14 protein-coding genes are annotated in these 16,306 nt (G+C 68.0%); 13 read left to right on the top strand and 1 reads right to left on the bottom strand.

The annotated features are described in order from the left end of the window. Nucleotides 1-153 precede the first annotated feature (153 nt). The gene (locus tag DQP56_RS09250) at nucleotides 154-1,440 is read left to right on the top strand and encodes a mannosyltransferase (RefSeq protein ID WP_234825568.1); all 1,287 of its coding nucleotides are present in this window, start codon (nucleotides 154-156) and stop codon (nucleotides 1,438-1,440) included. Here the strand turns inward: DQP56_RS09250 and DQP56_RS09245 are convergent. After that, nucleotides 1,418-1,702, bottom strand: coding sequence for a 4a-hydroxytetrahydrobiopterin dehydratase (locus tag DQP56_RS09245; RefSeq protein ID WP_112684721.1), 285 nt, complete (start codon nucleotides 1,700-1,702; stop codon nucleotides 1,418-1,420). The two genes, DQP56_RS09250 and DQP56_RS09245, sit on opposite strands and share 23 nt — an antisense overlap. A 33-nt stretch (nucleotides 1,703-1,735) precedes the next feature. Here DQP56_RS09245 and DQP56_RS09240 point away from each other — a divergent pair, with 33 nt between their 5' ends. The 12 genes from DQP56_RS09240 to mshB all read left to right on the top strand — a co-directional run bounded on the left by DQP56_RS09240 (nucleotide 1,736) and on the right by mshB (nucleotide 16,208). Then, nucleotides 1,736-2,128 (top strand): (deoxy)nucleoside triphosphate pyrophosphohydrolase, encoded by a 393-nt coding sequence (locus DQP56_RS09240; RefSeq protein WP_112684719.1) that lies wholly within the window; start codon nucleotides 1,736-1,738, stop codon nucleotides 2,126-2,128. A 150-nt stretch (nucleotides 2,129-2,278) separates the two neighbouring features. Next, nucleotides 2,279-6,007 (top strand): nitrate reductase subunit alpha, encoded by a 3,729-nt coding sequence (locus DQP56_RS09235; protein WP_112684717.1) that lies wholly within the window; start codon nucleotides 2,279-2,281, stop codon nucleotides 6,005-6,007. A gap of 2 nt (nucleotides 6,008-6,009) precedes the next feature. Then, nucleotides 6,010-7,620, top strand: coding sequence for a nitrate reductase subunit beta (gene narH / locus DQP56_RS09230; protein ID WP_112684715.1), 1,611 nt, complete (start codon nucleotides 6,010-6,012; stop codon nucleotides 7,618-7,620). Then, nucleotides 7,617-8,285, top strand: coding sequence for a nitrate reductase molybdenum cofactor assembly chaperone (gene narJ / locus DQP56_RS09225; RefSeq protein ID WP_112684713.1), 669 nt, complete (start codon nucleotides 7,617-7,619; stop codon nucleotides 8,283-8,285). Before narH ends, narJ begins: the two co-directional genes overlap by 4 nt. After that, complete coding sequence (gene narI, locus DQP56_RS09220; protein WP_112684711.1) at nucleotides 8,282-9,031, top strand: respiratory nitrate reductase subunit gamma; 750 nt, start codon at nucleotides 8,282-8,284, stop codon at nucleotides 9,029-9,031. Before narJ ends, narI begins: the two co-directional genes overlap by 4 nt. Further along, the gene (locus DQP56_RS09215; RefSeq protein ID WP_112684709.1) at nucleotides 9,028-9,357 is read left to right on the top strand and encodes a DUF732 domain-containing protein; all 330 of its coding nucleotides are present in this window, start codon (nucleotides 9,028-9,030) and stop codon (nucleotides 9,355-9,357) included. Before narI ends, DQP56_RS09215 begins: the two co-directional genes overlap by 4 nt. Nucleotides 9,358-9,386: 29 nt before the next feature. After that, complete coding sequence (locus DQP56_RS09210; protein WP_112684707.1) at nucleotides 9,387-9,773, top strand: RidA family protein; 387 nt, start codon at nucleotides 9,387-9,389, stop codon at nucleotides 9,771-9,773. Nucleotides 9,774-9,812: 39 nt separating this feature from the next. Continuing rightward, nucleotides 9,813-10,202: a MarR family winged helix-turn-helix transcriptional regulator gene (locus tag DQP56_RS09205; RefSeq protein ID WP_112684705.1), complete on the top strand. Its 390-nt coding sequence runs from the start codon at nucleotides 9,813-9,815 to the stop codon at nucleotides 10,200-10,202. Nucleotides 10,203-10,265: 63 nt separating this feature from the next. Then, nucleotides 10,266-12,152, top strand: coding sequence for a translational GTPase TypA (gene typA, locus DQP56_RS09200; RefSeq protein ID WP_112684703.1), 1,887 nt, complete (start codon nucleotides 10,266-10,268; stop codon nucleotides 12,150-12,152). Nucleotides 12,153-12,211: 59 nt separating this feature from the next. Beyond that, the gene (locus DQP56_RS09195) at nucleotides 12,212-14,080 is read left to right on the top strand and encodes an ABC transporter family substrate-binding protein (protein ID WP_370493410.1); all 1,869 of its coding nucleotides are present in this window, start codon (nucleotides 12,212-12,214) and stop codon (nucleotides 14,078-14,080) included. Between the two features lie 256 nt (nucleotides 14,081-14,336). Then, nucleotides 14,337-15,242, top strand: coding sequence for a hypothetical protein (locus DQP56_RS09190; protein WP_234825567.1), 906 nt, complete (start codon nucleotides 14,337-14,339; stop codon nucleotides 15,240-15,242). Nucleotides 15,243-15,281: 39 nt separating this feature from the next. Beyond that, on the top strand, nucleotides 15,282-16,208 hold the full coding sequence (gene mshB / locus DQP56_RS09185; protein WP_112684698.1) for an N-acetyl-1-D-myo-inositol-2-amino-2-deoxy-alpha-D-glucopyranoside deacetylase: 927 nt from the start codon (nucleotides 15,282-15,284) through the stop codon (nucleotides 16,206-16,208). The last annotated feature ends 98 nt before the right edge of the window (nucleotides 16,209-16,306 follow it).

Genomic DNA, 16,306 nt, shown 5'->3' with positions numbered 1-16,306 from the left:
CGGCTGACGAGCCGACCGCGACGGTCGCCGTGGCGGTCGTGTCGAAAAGTGTCCGGAAGCGCGGCATGGGTTCCCCAATTCCTCGGCGGTGGCCTCTACGAAATTTGACGCTAGCGTGTTGCCGATGAGGCTCAAGTGACACGAGTGTCATTTATGGGACCGTTACGGACCCGAGCCGCGACGGTGATCGGACCGCTGTTCGATAAAGTCGTGGCGGTAGACACCACCCTCGATCCCCCCGCCGCGCGTTCCTGGGCGAACCGATTGACCGCCGCGGCCCCGCTGCTGCTGGCGGGCAGTATCGTGGCGCGAATCGCGTGGACCTACCTCACCCCGCGCGGCGCCAACTTCGTCGACCTGCACGTCTACATCAGCGGCGCGGCGGCACTGGGCCGGCCCGGCGAACTGTATGACTACGTCTACGCCGACCAGACGCCCGACTTCCCGCTGCCGTTCACTTATCCGCCGTTCGCCGCGGTGGTGTTCTACCCGCTGCATTTTCTGCCGTTCGGATTGGTCGCCTTCCTGTGGCAGATCGGGACCATGGCTGCGGTGTACGGCGTGGTGCGACTGTGCCAGCGACTACTCGGGGAATCGGCCACCACGGGCCGCCGGGTTGCAATGCTGTGGACCGCGGTCGGGATCTGGACCGAACCGTTGCGCAGCACATTCGACTACGGCCAGATCAATGTGATCCTGGTGCTGGCGGTGCTCTACGCGGTCTACAGCAGCCGGTGGTGGGTGTCGGGGCTGTGCGTCGGACTGGCCGCCGGGGTCAAGCTGACCCCGGCGATCGCCGGCGTCTACCTGGCCGGGTCGCGGCGCTGGGCCGCCGCGGTGTTCTCGGCGGTGGTCTTCGCCGGCACGGTCGCGCTCTCGGTCTGGGCCACCGGTGACCAGGCCCGCCGCTACTTCACCGAGTTGCTCGGGGACGCGCACCGGGTGGGGCCGATCGGAACGTCGTTCAACCAGTCCTGGCGCGGCGGGATCTCCCGGATCCTCGGCCACGACGCGGGCTACGGCCCGGCGGTGCTGGTCGCGATCGCCGTCACGGCCGTGCTGGCGGTGCTGGCATGGCGGGCGCTGGACAGCAACCCCGTCCGGCCCGACCCGCTCGGCCTGTTGCTGGTGGTCGCGCTCTTCGGGCTGTTGGCATCGCCGATCTCCTGGACTCACCACTGGGTGTGGCTGCTGCCGCTGACGATCTGGCTGCTGCACGGCCCGTACTCGGATCGCCGGGGCGCGCGGGTGCTGGGCTGGGGCTGGCTGGCGGCGATCCTGATCGGGGTGCCGTGGCTGCTCAGTTTCGCGCAGCCGAGCATCTGGCAGGACGGCCGGCCGTGGTATCTGGCGTGGGCCGGCCTGGTCTACATCGTCGGCGTGCTGGCCACCCTCGCCTGGATGGCCACCACCCGCGTCAGCTCGCCAGAATCCGGCTGATTTCGCCCGCCATCGCCACGTCCTTGTCGGTGATGCCGCCCTCGGAGTGCGTCACCAGTGCGAACGTCACCGTCCGCCAGCGGATGTCGATATCGGGGTGGTGATCGGCCGCCTCGGCGCGTTCGGCGACCCGCCGTACCGCTTCGATGCCGGCCAAAAACGAGTCGAACTTGATCGAGCGGCGCAGCGCACCGTCGGCCCGCTCCCAGCCGTCGAGGTCGGCTAGCGCGGCATCCACCTGGTCATCTGTTAACACGGCCATACCCGACGGTAGGACGGTATAGCCTCACACGCCATGCCTACCCAGATCGTCGTCGCCGGAGCCGTGATCGTCGGGTCTGCGGTGTTGATCGCGCAGCGACGTCGCCCGCCGGAGCTGGCCGGTCTCTGGGAACTGCCCGGCGGCAAGGTCATGCCCGGCGAGAGCGAGCCGGCCGCGCTGGCCCGTGAGCTCGCCGAAGAGCTCGGTCTGGAGGCCTCGGCGCTGACGGTGGGCGAACGCGTCGGCGCCGATGTCGTGCTGGACAACGGCCTGACGTTGCGTGCCTACCGGGTCAGCCTGGCGCGCGGCGAGCCCCGGCCCGACGACCACCAGGCGCTTCGCTGGGTGACCGCTGTGGAGTTGCCTGATGTTGACTGGGTACCCGCCGACAGAGCTTGGCTCGCCGACCTGGCTCGGGCACTGTAGGTGAAACAGCTCTGTTAATTCTGTCGATGAATTCGGTCGTTAGGCGATATATCCCACTACGCTGGGGTTTCGGCCTGAGACGGTGTGCTGTCGCAGCCCGTCCTGCCACCTGAACCGCTCGAGTGCGGCGACCCGTTAAAGGAGTATCCGATGACACTCGCAAAGCCGCCCACTCCCCGCATCGGCGGCCCGCTTGAAGAACTGCTGGAACGCAGCGGCCGATTCTTCACGCCGGGGGAGGTCTCCGCCGACCTGCGCACGGTCACCCGCCGGGGCGGCCGCGAGGCCGACATCTTCTACCGGGACCGCTGGAGCCACGACAAGGTGGTCCGCTCCACCCACGGGGTCAACTGCACCGGATCGTGCTCCTGGAAGATCTTCGTCAAGGACGGGATCATCACCTGGGAGAATCAGGCGACGGACTATCCCTCGGTGGGCCCGGATCGACCCGAATACGAGCCCCGCGGCTGCCCGCGCGGCGCCTCCTTCTCCTGGTACTCCTACTCGCCGACCCGGATCCGCTACCCGTATGCCCGCGGCCCGCTGGTGCAGATGTTCCGGGAGGCCAAGGCCCGCCTCGGTGACCCGGTGCTGGCCTGGGCCGACATTCAGGCCGACCCGGAGCGGCGCCGTCGCTACCAACAGGCCCGCGGCATGGGCGGGCTGGTCCGGGTCAGCTGGGCCGAAGCCACCGAGATGATCGCGGCCGCCCACGTGCACACCATCAAGAGCTACGGCCCGGACCGGATCGCCGGGTTCTCGCCGATTCCGGCGATGTCGATGGTGTCGTTCGCCGCCGGCTCGCGGTTCATCCAGCTGCTCGGCGGGGTGATGACGTCGTTCTACGACTGGTACGCCGACTTGCCGGTCGCCTCCCCCCAGGTGTTCGGCGACCAGACCGACGTGCCGGAATCCGGCGACTGGTGGGATGCGGCCTACCTGATGATGTGGGGCTCCAACGTCCCGATCACCCGCACCCCCGACGCGCACTGGATGGCCGAGGTGCGCTACCGCGGCACCAAGGTGGTCAGCGTCAGCCCCGACTACGCCGACAACACCAAGTTCGCCGACGAGTGGATGCCATGCGCTGCCGGCACCGATGGCGCGCTGGCCATGTCGATGGGCCACGTCATCCTCTCCGAGTGCTACGTCAAGCAAGAGGTGCCGTTCTTCACCGACTACGTGCGCCGCTACACCGACCTGCCGTTCCTGATCAAGCTGGAGGAGCGCGACGGCCGGCTGGTGCCGGGCAAGAACCTGACCGCCGCCGATCTGGATGGGGCGGCGGCAGCATCGGAGAATGCCGCGTTCAAGCCGGCCGTGCTGGATGAAAGCACCGACAGCGTTGTGGTGCCGAACGGCTCCTTGGGCTTCCGCTGGGGCGACGAGGGGATCGGTAAGTGGAACCTGGATCTCGGTGAGGTGCGGCCGGCCCTGACCGTGCTGGACACCACGGAGCGCAACGGCAACGGCCACCGGCGGGCCGCGTTGGTGTCGCTGCCCGGCTTCGACGCGGTGGACGGCCACGGCACCGTCGTGGAGCGGGGGGTGCCGGTCCGTCAGTTCGGCGAGCACCTGGTCTGCACCGTCTTCGATCTGATGCTGGCCAACTACTCGGTGGGCCGGCCCGGGCTGCCCGGCGAATGGCCTACCGGATACGACGATGGCACGCAGGTCAACACCCCGGCCTGGCAGGAGCCGATCACCGGGGTCTCGGCCTCCCAGGCGATTCGGATCGCGCGCGAATTCGCCCGCAATGCAGAGGAATCCGGCGGGCGGTCGATGATCATCATGGGCAGCGGGATCTGCCAGTGGTTCCACGGCGACGCCACGTATCGGGCGGTGCTGGCGCTGCTGATGCTCACCGGATCGATGGGCCGCAACGGCGGCGGCTGGGCGCACTATGTCGGTCAGGAGAAGGTGCGGCCACTCACCGGCTGGCAGACCATGGCCGCGGGCAACGACTGGTCGCGGCCGCCGCGCCAGGTACCCGGCACCTCCTACTGGTATGCCCACACCGACCAGTGGCGCTACGACGGCTACGGGGCGGACAAGCTGACCACCCCGGTGGGCCGCGGCCGCTTCGACGGCAAACACACCATGGACATCCTGGCCTCGGCCACTGCGATGGGCTGGAGCCCGTTCTACCCGCAGTTCGACAAGTCCAGCCTGCAGGTCGCCGACGAGGCCGAGGCCGCCGGCCGCGACGCCGGAGAATACGTCGCCGAGCAGCTCGCCGCCGGTGAGCTGAAGCTGTCGGTGACCGACCCCGACAACCCGGTGAACTGGCCCCGGGTGCTGACGGTGTGGCGGGCCAACCTGATCGGCGCGTCCGGCAAGGGCGGGGAGTACTTCCTCAAGCACCTGTTGGGCACCGACGCCAGCGTGCTCGGTGAGCCGCCGGCCGACGGTGTGAAACCGCAGGACGTCCGCTGGGACAACGATATTCCCGAAGGCAAGCTCGACCTGCTGATGTCGATCGACTTCCGGATGACCTCGACCACGCTGATGTCCGATGTCGTGCTGCCGGCCGCGACCTGGTATGAGAAGGCCGACTTGTCGTCCACCGACATGCACCCCTACGTGCACTCGTTCGCCGCGGCGATCGACCCGCCGTGGGAGACCCGCAGCGACTACGACGCATTCGGCGCGATCGCCCGGACCTTCAGCGGGCTGGCCAAAAAGCACCTGGGTGTCCGCAACGACGTGGTGCTGACCGCGATGCTGCACGACACCGCCGACGCGATGGCCTATCCCGACGGGACCGAACGCGATTGGCTGCGCACCGGCGAAACGCCCGTTCCGGGCAAGACGATGCCCAAAATCACCGTGGTGGAACGGGATTACGCCGCGATCCACGACAAGTGGCAGACGTTGGGCCCGCTGGTCGAGACCTTGGGTCTGACCACCAAGGGCTACACCGTGTTCCCGCACGAAGAGGTCGAAGACCTGGCCAGTCGGTTCGGGGTGATGAAATCCGGTGCCGGAGAAGGGCGGCCGGCGCTGACCACCGCGACGCGGATGGCTGACACCGTGCTGGCGTTGTCGGGCACCACCAACGGCCGAATCGCCACGGAGGGCTTCCGTGAGCTGGAGAAGCGCACCGGTCAGCGGCTGGCGCACCTGTCCGAGGGCAGCGAGGAGAAGCGGATCACCTACGCCGACACCCAGGCCCGTCCGGTGCCGGTGATCACCAGCCCGGAATGGTCCGGCAGCGAGACCGGTGGCCGGCGCTACGCGCCCTTCACGATCAACGTCGAGTGCCTCAAGCCGTTCCACACCCTGACCGGACGGATGCACTTTTACCTGGCTCACGACTGGATCGAAGAGCTCGGCGAGCACCTGCCGGTGTATCGCCCGCCATTGGACATGGCGCGGCTGTTCGACGCCCCCGAACTCGGTGAGGTCGGCGACGGCATCGGCATCACCGTGCGGTATCTGACCCCGCACTCGAAGTGGTCGTTCCACTCCACCTACCAGGACAACCTCTACATGCTGTCGCTGTCGCGCGGCGGGCCGACCATGTGGATGAGCCCGGGGGATGCCGCGAAAATCGGTGTGAAAGACAACGATTGGATCGAGGCGGTCAACGTCAACGGCATCTTCGTCGGCCGGGCGATCGTGAGCCAGCGGATGCCGGACGGGGTGGTGTTCGTCTACCACGTGCAGGAACGCACCGTCGACACCCCGCGTGCGGAGACCAACAACAAGCGCGGCGGCACCCACAACTCGCTGACCCGGATCCGGGTCAAGCCCAGTCACCTCGCCGGCGGCTACGGCCAGCACGCATTCGCGAACAACTACCTGGGCCCGACCGGCAACCAGCGCGACGAGGTGACCGTGGTGAGGCGTCGCCGCAACCAGGACGTGAGGTACTGAGCATGAAAGTAATGGCGCAGATGGCCATGGTGATGAACTTGGACAAATGTATCGGGTGCCACACCTGCTCGGTGACCTGCAAACAGGCCTGGACCAACCGCGAGGGCACCGAGTACGTGTGGTTCAACAACGTCGAAACCCGCCCCGGCGGTGGGTATCCGCGCACCTACGAAGATCAGAACCGCTGGAAGGGCGGTTGGACGCTGGACAAGAAGGGCCGGCTGCGGCTGCTGGCGGGCGGGCGCGTCCACAAACTGCTGAACATCTTCGCCAACCCCAACCTGCCCGGCTTGAAGGACTACTACGAGCCGTGGACCTACGACTACGAGAACCTCACCACGGCGCCGCTGGGCGACACCATCCCGGTGGCCGCGCCCCGGAGCTCGATCACCGGCGACCCGATGAACATCGAGTGGGGACCTAACTGGGATGACAACCTCGCCGGTTCGCCGGAGCACCTGGTCAACGACCCGATCCTGGCCAAGGTCAGCGACCAGGTCAAAAGCGAGCTCGAAGAAACCTTCATGTTCTACCTGCCCCGGATCTGCGAGCACTGCCTGAATCCGTCGTGTGTGGCGTCGTGCCCGACCGGGGCGATCTACAAGCGCGAAGAAGACGGCATCGTGCTGGTCGACCAGGACCGCTGCCGCGGCTGGCGGCTGTGCGTGTCGGGCTGTCCGTACAAAAAGGTGTACTTCAACCACAAGACCGGCAAGGCAGAGAAGTGTCACTTCTGCTATCCCCGCATCGAGGTCGGGCTGCCGACAATCTGCTCGGAGACCTGCGTCGGGCGGCTGCGCTACATCGGGCTGGTGCTCTACGACGCCGACAAGGTGCTTGAAGCGGCGTCGGTGGAGAAAGACACCGACCTCTATGAAGCCCAGTGCGGCGTATTTCTGGACCCGACCGACCCCGAGGTGATCGCCGGCGCACGCGCCGAGGGGATCTCCGACACCTGGATCGAGGCCGCCCAACGGTCGCCGATCTATGCGCTGATCAACACCTACAAGGTGGCGCTGCCGCTGCACCCGGAATACCGGACCATGCCGATGGTCTGGTACGTCCCGCCGCTGTCGCCGGTCGTCGACGCCGTCAGCCGCGACGGGCACGACGGCGAAGACCTGGGCAACCTGTTCGGGGCGCTGGAGGCGCTGCGCATCCCGATGGCCTACCTCGCCGAACTGTTCACCGCCGGTGACACCGCCGTCATCGAAGACGTGCTGCGACGGCTGGCGGCGATGCGCTCCTACATGCGCGACATCAGCCTGGGTCGTGACACCCAGCCTCACATCCCCGCCTCGGTCGGCATGACCGAAGAGGAGATGTACAACATGTACCGACTGCTCGCGATCGCCAAATATGAAGAGCGGTACGTGATTCCGACCGCTTACAGCCAGAAGGCCCACGAGCTCGAGCACATGGGATGCTCCATCACCGGCGGCCCCAACGGGTACGAGGATGACCCGTTCGTGAGCGCCGACGGCGAGTCGGGGTCGTCGTTTCACATGGTCGAAAACGGCGGCCACGCCCAGCGGCCGCGGGGCCGGACCAACCTGCTCAACTGGGGCGGTGGCGACCGGGCGGTGCCCGAGATGTTCCCGGAGCACCAGTGAAGGGGTTCATCCGGTCGCTGCGGCGCCAACCCGGCGGGCCGGCCGACCGGGCGGTGTGGCAGGCGGCGTCGTTGCTGCTGACCTACCCCGACGAACAGCTGCAGCAGCGGCTCGACACCGTCGAAGCACTGCTTGCCCACGCCGATGCGGCACCGGCGGGACTGTTGGCGCGCACCGTGGCCGCGCTGCGGGCGTCCGACCCGATGGCCGCCGCCGTCGACTACGTCGAAACCTTCGACATGCGGCGGCGTTCGACGTTGTTGCTGACCTACTGGACCGGTGGGGACACCCGCAACCGGGGCATGCAGATGCTGGCGTTCGCCACCGCCTACCGCGAGGCCGGTGCCGAGCCGCCCGCGGGCGAGGCGCCCGATCACCTGCCGGTGGTGCTGGAGTTCGCCGCGCAGGTCGATCCGCAGGGCGGACGCCGCCTGCTGCTGGCGCACCGGGTGCCGATCGACGTGCTGCACAAGTCGCTGACCGACGCCGGGTCACCGTATGCCCACACCATCGCCGCGGTCTGCCACACGCTGCCGGCGGCAACCGATCAGGAGGTACGGAATGTGAGCGAGCTGATGACGTCCGGCCCGCCGGCCGAAGCAGTTGGGCTGCAGCCGTACACGGCGGCCGTTTCGCTGGGGATGCCGAAGGTGCCGACCCGATGACGCATATAGCGATCGTCAGCACCGCGGAGCTGTGGTGGGACATCATGCCCTACTTCGTGCTGGCCATCGCGGGCGTGGCCACCTGGTGGCGGTACAAATACGACAAGTTCGGCTGGACCACCCGCTCGTCGCAGCTGTATGAGTCCAAGCTGCTGCGCATCGGCAGCCCGATGTTCCATTTCGGCAGCTTCGTGGTGATCATGGGCCACATCGTGGGACTGTTCGTTCCGGAGTCCTGGACTCGTGCGCTGGGAATGAGCGACCGGTTCTATCACCTGCAGGCGTTGATCCTCGGCCTGCCGGCCGGTGTCGCCACCCTGGTCGGCGTCGGGTTGTTGATCTATCGCCGCCGCACCGAACGGTCGGTGTTCAAGGCGACCAGTGTCAACGACAAGCTGATGTATGCGGTGCTGGTGTGTGCGCTGGTGGTCGGCATGTGTTGCACGCTGTTAGGCACCACCGCCTACGGTGAGGAGCACGACTACCGGCAGACGGTGTCGGTCTGGTTTCGGTCGATCTTCACCCTTGACCCGCGAGGAGACCTGATGTTGCAGGCCCCGATCTACTTCCAGGTGCACGTGCTGATCGCGTTTACCCTGTTCGCGCTGTGGCCGTTCACCCGCCTGGTGCACGCGTTCAGCGCGCCGATCGGCTATCTGTTCCGGCCTTACATCGTCTACCGCAGCCGCGATTATGCGAAGAAGAATCAGCCGATGGGCTCCCGGGCGCCGAGGCGGGGCTGGTGAAAGCCCTCGCCGCGCCGCTGGGCGCGCTGCTGATGCTGGTGGCGGCCGGGCCCGCGAAGGCCGATCCGGCCGATGTCGACACCGACTTCCTGGCGGCCCTGCAGGCGGCCGGCATCACCTACAACCGCCCTGACCAGGCCATCGTCACCGCGAAAATGGTGTGCAAGTTCATCGCGCAGGGCAAACCGAGCCCGGAGGTGCTCGACGGTCTCAAGGAGCGCAATCCCGGACTGACGACCGAGCACGGGAGCATGTTCGTCGGGATCGCGGCACACTCCTACTGCCCGGACCAGCTGGTTCAGAACCCGGTTCCGGCCGCCCCCTAGGGGCATGGCAGGACGGCGCGAGGAGATCCATGGGCCGCACCGTGATTCCGGCGTGGATGCAACCGATGTACGAGGCCTATCACTTCGCGCCTGCGGTCATCGACGGCGAGTACCTGCGCTGCTCGGGCATGATCGGTTTTCGACCCGACCTGACCGTGCCCGAAAATCTGACCGAGCAGTTCACCCTGGCTTTTGAGAATCTGCGCGGTCTGCTGGCCGAGGTGGGGCTCACCTTCGCCGACGTGACGGAGATGACCACCTACCACGTCGGCCTCGCCGCGCACTTCGACGAGTTCTGCGCGGTCAAGGATGCCTTCCTGTGCGAGCCGTACCCGGCGTGGACCGCGGTCGGGATTTCCGAACTGGCAGCCCCGGGGGCCGCGCTCGAGGTACGGATCACCGCACGGCTGCGCTGATTCCCGCGCGAGCCGGCCGATCAGCATAAAGTTACCGGCGTGGCCCTGCCTGACGACGTCTACACCCGGCTGCTCACGTTCCGGACCCGACTGCGGCGCTTCGAGCGGTGGAGCGCCGACCAAGCTCAAGCCGCCGGACTCACCCCGGCACAGCACCAATTGCTGCTGGCGATCCGGGGGCACGCCGACTCGCGCGGGCCGACGGTCGGCGACATCGCGGAGTACCTGCTGCTGCGCCACCACAGCGCCGGGGAGCTGATCCAGCGCGCCGAGGCGGCCGGATTGGTCGTCCGGGTCCGCGACAACGAGGACCAGCGGGTGATCCGGCTGCAGCTCACCGAGGCGGCGGCGCAGTGCCTGCAAGCGCTGACCGAACTGCACCTCGAAGAGCTGGAGCGGTTCAGCGCCGAGTCTCCGCTGGGGCTGTGACAGCCATTGTGAGATAGCTTTCACGTTTTCGCGATCGGCAGGTTGCGCTGGCAGAATCGCCCGGTGAACTTTCGTAACGTCGCCATCGTCGCGCACGTAGACCACGGCAAGACCACGCTGGTCGACGCGATGCTGCGCCAGTCCGGCGCCCTGGCCGAACGTGGCGATGACGCCAAAGAGCGGGTGATGGACTCCGGAGACCTGGAGCGCGAAAAAGGCATCACCATCCTGGCCAAGAACACGGCCGTGCACCGCCACCACGCCGACGGGACCGTCACCGTAATCAACGTGATCGACACGCCGGGCCACGCCGACTTCGGTGGCGAGGTGGAGCGCGGGCTGTCCATGGTCGACGGGGTGGTCCTGCTGGTCGACGCCTCCGAGGGGCCGCTGCCGCAGACCAGGTTTGTGCTGCGCAAGGCGCTGACCGCGCATCTGCCGGTGATCCTGGTGGTCAACAAGACCGACCGTCCCGACGCCCGAATCGCCGAGGTTGTCGAGGCCAGCCACGACCTGTTGCTCGATGTGGCCAGTGATCTCGACGACGAGGCGCAGGCCGCCGCCGAACATGCGCTGGGATTGCCGACGCTGTACGCCTCGGGGCGTGCCGGGGTGGCCAGCACCACCGCACCCGCCGACGGCGCTGTCCCCGACGGGGAGAACCTCGACCCACTGTTCGACGTGCTGCTCGAGCACGTGCCGCCGCCGTCGGGCGACCCGGACGCGCCGTTGCAGGCACTGGTCACCAACCTCGACGCCTCGGCCTTCCTGGGACGGCTCGCGCTGATCCGCGTCGCCAACGGCCGGATCCGCAAGGGCCAGCAGGTCGCCTGGCTGCGCGAGGTCGACGGTGAGCCGGTGACCACCACCGCCAAGATCACCGAGTTGCTGGTCACCGAGGGGGTGGAGCGCACCCCGACCGAGGAGGCCTGCGCCGGGGACATCGTCGCGGTCGCCGGGATCGGCGAGATCATGATCGGCGACACCCTGGCGGACCCAGCCGACCCGGTCGCCTTGCCGCGCATCACCGTCGACGAGCCGGCGATCTCGGTGACGATCGGCACCAACACCTCCCCGCTGGCGGGCAAGGTCTCCGGGCACAAGCTGACCGCGCGCATGGTCAAGACCCGGCTGGACACCGAGCTGATCGGCAACGTCTCGGTGCGGGTGGTGGACATCGGGCGCCCCGACGCCTGGGAGGTGCAGGGCCGCGGCGAGCTGGCGCTGGCGATCCTGGTCGAGCAGATGCGCCGGGAGGGCTTCGAGCTGACCGTCGGCAAGCCGCAGGTGGTGACCAAGAAGATCGACGGCAAGGTGCACGAACCGTTCGAGCACCTGACCGTCGACTGCCCCGAGGAGTATGTCGGCGCCATCACCCAGCTGGCGGCCGCACGCAAGGGCCGGATGACCGAGATGGCCAACCACACCACCGGTTGGGTGCGGATGGAGTTCATCATCCCCAGCCGCGGCCTGATCGGCTGGCGCACCGATTTTCTCACCGAGACCCGCGGCACCGGTATCGCCAACGCGGTCTTCGACGGCTACCAGCCGTGGGCCGGCGAGATCCGGGCCCGCCACACCGGCTCACTGGTGAGCGACCGTTCCGGCTCGATCACGCCGTTCGCGCTGATTCAGCTGGCCGACCGCGGCCAGTTCTTCGTGGAGCCGGGCCAGGAGACCTACCAGGGCATGGTGGTCGGGATCAATCCTCGGGCCGAGGATCTGGACATCAACGTCACCAAAGAGAAAAAGCTGACCAACATGCGGTCGTCGACCGCGGACGTGATGGAGACGTTGGCCCGACCGATCGAGCTGGACCTGGAGCAGGCGATGGAGTTCTGCGCGGTCGACGAGTGTGTCGAGGTCACTCCCGAGGTGGTGCGGGTGCGCAAGGTCGAACTGGATTCGACGTTGCGGGCACGCAGCCGCGCCCGGGCCAAGAACCTATAGATTTGGGCCGCCCGGATACCCTGGTGGCCGTGCCGAAGCCGCTCCGCTGTCCCCGTGTGATGGCGGGAGCACTGGCTTCGGTGATGCTACTGGTGTTGACGCAGCTCGCGGCGGCATGCACGGTCAACCCGCCGCCGGCGCCGCAGAGCACCGAGACGCCGAAGAGCACGGCGCCTCCGCCGAAACGGATCAGCCAGATCATCATGGGCATCGACTCGATCGGCGCTGGCTTCAACCCGCATCTTCGCTCCGACCTGTCAGCGGTCACCGCGGCCATCAGCGCGCTGGTGTTACCCAGCGCCTTCCGGCCGATCCCGGACGCCGGCACGCCGACCGGTTCACGCTGGGAGATGGATCCGACCCTGCTGGTGTCGGCCGCGGTGACCGCCGAGGCGCCGTTCACGGTGACCTACCGGATTCGGCCCGAGGCGTCGTGGACCGACAACGCACCCATCGCCGCCGACGACTTCTGGTACCTGTGGCAGCAGATGGTGAGCCAGCCGGGCGTCGTCGACCCGGCCGGTTATGACCTGATCACCGGGGTGCACTCCGTCGAGGGTGGCAAACAGGTGGTGGTCACCTTCGCCAAGCCGTACCCGGCGTGGCGGGAACTGTTCAGCAACATCCTGCCCGCGCACATCGTCAAGGACGTGCCCGGCGGCTTCCCGGCCGGGCTGGCCCGGGCGCTGCCGGTCACCGGCGGCCAATTCCGGGTGGAGAACATCGATCCGCAGCGCGACGCGATCCTGCTCGCCCGAAACGACCGCTACTGGGGCCCGCCGGCCAAGCCGGACCTGGTGCTGTTCCGCCGGGCCGGGTCGCCGGCCGCGCTGGCGGACTCCATCCGCAACGGCGACACCCAGGTGGCCCAGGTGCACGGCGGTTCGGCAGCCTTCGCCCAACTGTCGGTGATCCCGGGCGTGCAGACCTCGCGGGTGGTCACACCGCGGGTAATGCAGTTGGCGTTGCGGGCCGGACAACCCAAGCTGGCCGATGTTCGGGTCCGCCGGGCGCTCCTGGGACTGCTCGATGTTGGGTTGCTGGCCACCGTGGGTGCCGGCAGCGACAACACCGTCACCCTGGCGCAGGCCCAGATCCGCGCTCCGAGCGACCCTGGCTATGTGCCGACCGCGCCACCGGCCATGTCCGATTCGGCGGCGCTCGCGATGCTGCAGACGGCTGGTTACCGCGTCGAGAAGGATGCGCCGCCGTCCGCGCTGGTCCCCCCGGCGGGCGCAGAGCCCGCCCCGCCGCATCCGCCCGAGGTCACCCGCGGGCGGATCAGCAAGGACGGCGAACAACTGTCACTGGTCATCGGCGTGGCGGCCAACGATCCGACCTCGGTGGCGGTCGCCAACACCGCCGCGGACCAACTGCGCAACGTCGGCATCGCCGCGACCGTATTGCCGCTGGACCCGGTGAAGCTCTACCGGGAGGCGCTGGTGACCCATCAGGTCGATGCCATCGTCGGCTGGCAGCAGGCCGGGGGCGATCTGGCGACGCTGCTGGCATCCCGATACGGCTGCATCGCGCTGGAGTCCACCACCGTACCGACGTCCAGCGGCCCGGCCCCCGCTCCGGTTCCCGCGCCATCGTCGCCACCGGTCACGGGATCGCCGACGCCGACGTCGCAGGCCCCGCCGCGCCCCGCCGGATCGGGCGCGTTGGTGCAGGCCCCGTCGAACATCACCGGCGTCTGCGACCACGGCATCCAGACCGAGATCGACGCGGCGCTCGACGGCGGCAAGACCATCAGTGAGGTGATCTCGGCCGTCGAACCCCGGCTGTGGAGCATGGCGACGGTGCTGCCGATCTTGCAGGACACCACGATCGTGGCCGTGGGTCCGAGCGTGGCGAACGTCAGCCTGACGGGGGCGGTGCCGGTCGGGATCGTCGGTGACGCCGGAACCTGGGTGAAGCGGCCCTGACGCGTTGGCGGCATCGAGCGCGGCGGTGCCGGCCTGAAGATCAGGCTGAAGCAGATACTTGCGGTTTGCTGAGAGTGGGTTCCGCGGGGGGTTCGAAATCAGCCGTCCGGAGTTAGGGTCTTTGCAAGCAGGCGGCCAGCGGGGTGGGAAGGGGCTGCGTCGGCCGTCGAAGTCGAGCGAACTGAGGGCTTGCGCACAGATAATCCTTGGTTATTATTAAGCAGCTTGCACGCCGACACGTGGAGGGGATGGTCATATGGAACACCTCGCTCGCCGGTGCGCCACAGTAGCGACTGCAGCCATCGCGGTAGGCGGGCTCGTCACAGCACTGACGTCGACGACGCCCTCCCTGCCCGACGTGCAGATTCATGACATCGACATGGCCGCGGCGAACGTCGACACGAACTCGATCATCGAAACCATCGAGAACCACGTCCGCCCGGACACGGCCGGCAGCGGCGGCACCGACGAGATACAGCAGATCAACCTCGGCGACCTGCTCACCGGTAACGGCGACGGTGAACTCGGGGACGGCTCGCCGTTCAATGCCGGCGACCTGGACCAAAGCGCCCTGGACGCCGTGCTCGGCGAAAGCGGGGGATTCGACGCGCAGAGTGTGATGGGCACCGTGCCGTTCGGCCCCGACCTCGGTGTCCTCGGCGTCCCGTCGGTCAGCGCGTTCACCGGAACCGAGACAGCCGCCAGCAGCGCGGCCGCCAGCGCCTTCGCCGGCATCGCCCTGGCGCTCAACGGCCTTCCGGCCGCCTACCAGTCGCTGCTCACCGGCATTGCGAGCGCCGAATTGGCGTTCAACAACGCCCTGGTGGAGGCACAGTTGGGTGTGGTCGGGCAATTGGACGACGGCAGCGCGGCCAGCGAGATCGCCCACTTCATCTTCTTGGCCAACAACTCGATCATCGCCCAGAACGAGCACGCGCTGAACAGTCTGCTCGGCATCGATCTCAGCGGGGACGCCCTGCACAACAGCCTGTTCGGCGATTTCGACGCCGGCAGCGCAGCGTTCGGAGCCGACTGGGATGCGCTGCTGGCCTCCTTCAGCCCGGACGTGGTCTCGGCGGTGCTGCACGACAACCTCGCGTTGCTGCTGGCCGACCTCGACATTCCGAGTTACCTGGCGAGCTTCCTGCTCAGCCTCTTCTGATAGCCGGGCGTCCTTCGACCGATCGGTAGAGTTCGGGCTGTGTCGGATCAGACCCCACGGTTGCTGTTCGTGCATGCCCATCCCGACGACGAGACACTCACCACCGGCGCGACCATCGCCCACTACGCCGCGCGCGGCGCCGATGTGCATGTGGTGACCTGCACGCTCGGCGAAGAAGGTGAGGTCATCGGCGACCGCTGGGCACACCTGGGGGTGGATCACGCCGACCAGCTGGGCGGCTACCGGATCGGCGAGCTCGCCACCGCATTACGGGAACTCGGGATCGGAGATCCGCAGTTTCTCGGCGGTGCGGGGCGCTGGCGCGACTCGGGGATGGCCGGCACTCCGCCCCGGCGACAGCAGCGATTCATCGACGCCGCCGATGCGGAGACCGTGCCGGCGCTGGTGGCTGTCATCCAGCGGGTGCGGCCGCATGTCGTGGTCGGCTACGACCCGTACGGCGGTTACGGCCATCCCGACCATGTACACGCCCACCGTGTCACCACCGCGGCGGTGGCGGCCGCGGCCGCCGATGACGCCGGCCCGGGCCGGGCCTGGGCCACGCCGAAGTTCTACTGGACGGTGACCGCCGCCAGCGCCTGGCGCGACGCCCGGCGGGCCCTGCGGGACCCCGACCGGCTGCCGCACTGGACGTTGCCGGATGAAGGCGACACGCAAGGCATGGTCGGGGAGTTCCCCGACGACCGGATCGACGCCGTCATCGAGGCCCCCGGATCGCGCGCCGCCAAGCTGGCGGCCATGGCGGCGCACGCCACCCAGGTGGCCGTCGGCCCCACCGGCCGGGCGTTCGCGTTGTCCAACAACGTGGCTCAGCCCATCTTGGACAGTGAGCACTACGTGCTGGCCGCCGGCAGCGCCGGCCCGCGCGATGGCCGGGGATGGGAGACCGATCTGCTGGCCGGACTCGGGCTCGCCGGCACCGGGCAGGCGGTAAGCTCCTGCTGAGCAAGTACCCGACACGTTAGGGCGTAGGCATGGATCCCGATCTGGACCCGAACTTGGAGCACTGGCAGTGGTGGCTGGACAGCTATCAGTGGATGGTC

This window comes from Mycolicibacter senuensis (genome assembly GCF_003284925.1).
Lineage (GTDB): Bacteria > Actinomycetota > Actinomycetes > Mycobacteriales > Mycobacteriaceae > Mycobacterium > Mycobacterium algericum_A.
The sequence above is the reverse complement of the archived record's forward strand: the minus strand, read 5'-3'. Positions and strand labels throughout refer to the sequence as shown.

Excerpts from the sequence above, each read along its gene's own strand:
- narI (WP_112684711.1), top strand. The coding sequence starts at position 8,282 with ATGACGCATATAGCGATCGTCAGCACCGCGGAGCTGTGGTGGGACATC.
- DQP56_RS09245 (WP_112684721.1), bottom strand. The coding sequence starts at position 1,702 with ATGGCCGTGTTAACAGATGACCAGGTGGATGCCGCGCTAGCCGACCTC.
- DQP56_RS09210 (WP_112684707.1), top strand. The coding sequence starts at position 9,387 with ATGGGCCGCACCGTGATTCCGGCGTGGATGCAACCGATGTACGAGGCC.
- DQP56_RS09240 (WP_112684719.1), top strand. The coding sequence starts at position 1,736 with ATGCCTACCCAGATCGTCGTCGCCGGAGCCGTGATCGTCGGGTCTGCG.
- DQP56_RS09195 (WP_370493410.1), top strand. The coding sequence starts at position 12,212 with ATGGCGGGAGCACTGGCTTCGGTGATGCTACTGGTGTTGACGCAGCTC.
- DQP56_RS09235 (WP_112684717.1), top strand. The coding sequence starts at position 2,279 with ATGACACTCGCAAAGCCGCCCACTCCCCGCATCGGCGGCCCGCTTGAA.
- narH (WP_112684715.1), top strand. The coding sequence starts at position 6,010 with ATGAAAGTAATGGCGCAGATGGCCATGGTGATGAACTTGGACAAATGT.
- DQP56_RS09250 (WP_234825568.1), top strand. The coding sequence starts at position 154 with ATGGGACCGTTACGGACCCGAGCCGCGACGGTGATCGGACCGCTGTTC.
- DQP56_RS09190 (WP_234825567.1), top strand. The coding sequence starts at position 14,337 with ATGGAACACCTCGCTCGCCGGTGCGCCACAGTAGCGACTGCAGCCATC.